Here is a 3,145-nt window from a genome sequence, read left to right as displayed (position 1 = left end):
TGGCTGCCGTATCGTGCGGCAGCCGTCACCACGACTCCGATCATGAAAACCGCCTTCGCCCTGACCCTTTCACTGCTGTGCGCCGCGCCCGCCATGGCCCAGCAGGCCACTGCGCCAACCGACAGCCTGGCCCTGCAGGACCGCATCGTCGGCGATCTCGGCGCCGGGGTATTCCACCTCGAACGCAACGTGCTGGGCAAGAGCGACCAGAACAAGGTCCTGCCCTACGCCTACTTCGACTATGGCCGCTTCTTCGCACGACTCGACACCTTCGGCGTCAAGACCGCGCGCATCGGCGCCGGTTATCTCGAATTCGCCGCGCGCGCCAGCTTCGACGGCTTCGATGCCGAGCGTGGCCTGCGCCGCCGCTCCAACCCGGTACCACTGGGCATCGGCACCTACCAGGAAACCCGCTACGGGGCTTTCTTCCTGAATGCCTTCTATGACGTCAATGACTCCCACGGCTCGCTGTTCGAAGCGATCTATGCCGCTCAATTGACCGCCGGCCCCTTCAACCTGTACCCGCAACTGGGCGTGGAGCGCCGCAGCGCCAGCTATAACAATTATTTCGTCGGCGTGACCGCCAACGAATCGGTCGCCAGCGGCTATCGCCAATACCAGGCCGGCGCATCGACCAACCCGATCCTGGGCCTGTCGGCCGATGTGGCACTGCCCGACAACTGGCGCCTCAACCTGACCTGGCGTCGCAAGTGGCTGGGCAACGCCGTCTCCGACAGCCCGCTGGTGAACCACAAGATCGAAGACATGGCGCTGGTGGCCGTGAGCTATCACTTCAAATAGCCACCGCGGCCACTCGGCCCGGGACGGCCTGAAGCCCTCATGGCGCGATCTGCGCCAGGCTGGTGAGCAGGCCAGGCCCTGCGGGATGCCATTGCAGCCGTTGCTGGGTCCAGGCGCTGCTGGCCGGCATGTCCGAGGCGGCAAAGCCTGCCAGCCATCCGAAATGCGCCGGCGCATCCTGCTCGGGTACGCTTTGCACCGGCAGCCCCAGTTGCCTTGCGATGACCTCGGCAATCGAGCGCAGCGTGATACCCTGCTCGGCCACTGCGTGGTAGCGTGCGCCACGCTGGCGTCTTTCCAATGCCGATACGTACAGCCGGGCCGCGTCCGAGACGTGCGCGGCGCACCAGCGATTCTGCCCTTGGCCGATATAGGCCGAGACGCCCTTCTCGCGTGCCAGCGCAACCAGGTACGTCACCAGCCCCTGGCGGGTGGCATCGTGGATCTGGGACAAGCGCATCACCGACACATTGAGTCCCTGCTGCAGCAGCGCCTGCCCGGCCAGTTCCGAGGCAATGCGCGGATGCCTGTGCGCCGGGTCGAACTGGTCTTCGGTGGCCAGCTGGCCAGGGCCTGCCTGGCCCATGCCGGTACCCGAGGTGATCAGCAATGGCGCCTCGCTGTCCCGCAGGCCCTCGCCCAGCGCCAGGATGGCACGCCGGTCCTTTTCGCAATTGGCCACGAAGTGGTTGAAGTCATGGTCGAACGCGGTGTGGATGACGCCTTCGCATTGGGCGGCGCCCTCGCGCAAGCTCTGAAGGTCTTCGATATCGCCACGGTGCGCTTGCGCGCCGATCGCTTGCAATGCCTGCTCGCCCGCCCGCGAACGCGTCAGCCCCAGCACCTGGTGACCGGCATGGATGAGTTCGATGACAAGCCTGGATCCGATGAAGCCGGTGGCGCCGGTAAGAAATATCCGCATGAGGTTCTCCTTGGTAATGGGAATTGCAGCATGCGCCGTTTTGTTATCCTGTTAAAGTAGTGACCTTATAGGGGTATAACACTCAACAGGATAAGCATGGCCACGACACCGGAAAAGACGCTCGGCACCTATCTGATGGACCGCAGGAGCCGGCTGGATCCGGCGGCGTTCGGGTTTTCAGGCGCGCGGCGGCGCACCTCCGGACTACGGCGCGAAGAGGTCGCCCAGCTGGCCAACATCAGCACCACCTGGTACACCTGGCTTGAACAGGGGCGCGGCGGTGCGCCATCGGTCGACGTGCTCAATCGCATCGCCGCCGGGCTCATGCTGACCGAGCCAGAGCGCGAACATATGTTCCTGCTCGGACGTGGCCATCCACCGGACCTGAAGTTCACCCGCGGTGAAGGCATCACGCCGAGATTGCAGCGCCTGCTGGATGCCTTCGAAGTCAGCCCCGCCATCATCCGCACCTCGACCTGGGATGTGGTGGCCTGGAACCGCGCCGCGGCCGTGGTACTGACCGACTACAGTGCGTTGCCGGTGGAGCAGCGCAACATCCTGCGACTGATCTTTTCCAATTCGCGAGTGCGCCAGCGCCAGGACGACTGGGATGGCATTGCCCGTTTCGTCGTCGCCGCCTTCAGGGCCGACGTCACCAGGGCCGGGGCCACTTCGCAGGCCGCGCTTTTGGTCGACGAACTGAGCCGGACCAGTCCCGAATTTGCGGCGCTATGGCAAGACCATGACGTGCGCGTCCACGGCGAGGGAACCAAGCGCGTGCATCATCCCGGCCTGGGCTTGCTGGAACTGGAGTATTCCGGCTTCGCCGTCGATGGCCGGCCGGACCTGCACATGGTCGTCTACAATCCCACCCGGTCCGATGATGCGGTGCGGATATCGCAGCTCGTCGCTGCCACCTACGACTCACTCGACGCCCGCGCAACGGCTCCCGCCTACTCGGCAATGCACGCATGAACGATGCCGGGTTGCGCCCGGGAAAACCACCCGGGCCATCGGCCATACCGAATAAGCTAATTTTTCAGGTTTATCCAAGGCAATGTTCCGGAACATTGCGATGCGGAAAAATTTTTTGTGAGTTTCGTCGGAAACCCTTTACCAGAGCGACTTCCAGGATTCCTACATCGCAACAAATTTTGATCATTTCGTAACAAAATTTATTGAGATTTTTTGTAACAAGAGTTAATCTCGCTTCGTCTCTTCAAACAAAGTCGCTAGGACAAATACAAATCCGAGACACCCCCTCACGTTCCGGCCACAACAATTCAATCTCCGGAGCGCTCTCCCCCGTGGTTGTGCATTCTCATGAATTAATTCAAAGAAAGAGGTGTGTGATGATGAAGAAATTGTTTTGCAGTGTGCTCCTGGCCACGTCCTTAGTCGCCATTGGCTCCCCCGCCAGTG

The 3,145-nt window shown here is 62.3% G+C and carries 3 protein-coding genes; 2 read left to right on the top strand and 1 reads right to left on the bottom strand.

The annotated features are described in order from the left end of the window. Positions 1-801, top strand: an 801-nt coding sequence (locus PMI40_RS11900) for a MipA/OmpV family protein (protein ID WP_008115560.1), incomplete at its 5' end; no start/stop codon positions are given. 37 nt (positions 802-838) lie between these two features. Here the strand turns inward: PMI40_RS11900 and PMI40_RS11895 are convergent. Further along, positions 839-1,723 carry an SDR family oxidoreductase gene (locus PMI40_RS11895; RefSeq protein WP_008115559.1) on the bottom strand — a complete coding sequence of 295 codons (885 nt, stop codon included), beginning with the start codon at positions 1,721-1,723 and terminating at the stop codon, positions 839-841. Positions 1,724-1,819: 96 nt separating this feature from the next. Between PMI40_RS11895 and PMI40_RS11890 the strand changes: the two genes are divergently transcribed. After that, the gene (locus PMI40_RS11890; protein ID WP_008115558.1) at positions 1,820-2,698 is read left to right on the top strand and encodes a helix-turn-helix transcriptional regulator; all 879 of its coding nucleotides are present in this window, start codon (positions 1,820-1,822) and stop codon (positions 2,696-2,698) included. The last annotated feature ends 447 nt before the right edge of the window (positions 2,699-3,145 follow it).

The organism is Herbaspirillum sp. YR522, assembly GCF_000282575.1.
Taxonomy (GTDB): domain Bacteria; phylum Pseudomonadota; class Gammaproteobacteria; order Burkholderiales; family Burkholderiaceae_D; genus Herbaspirillum.
The sequence above is the reverse complement of the archived record's forward strand: the minus strand, read 5'-3'. Positions and strand labels throughout refer to the sequence as shown.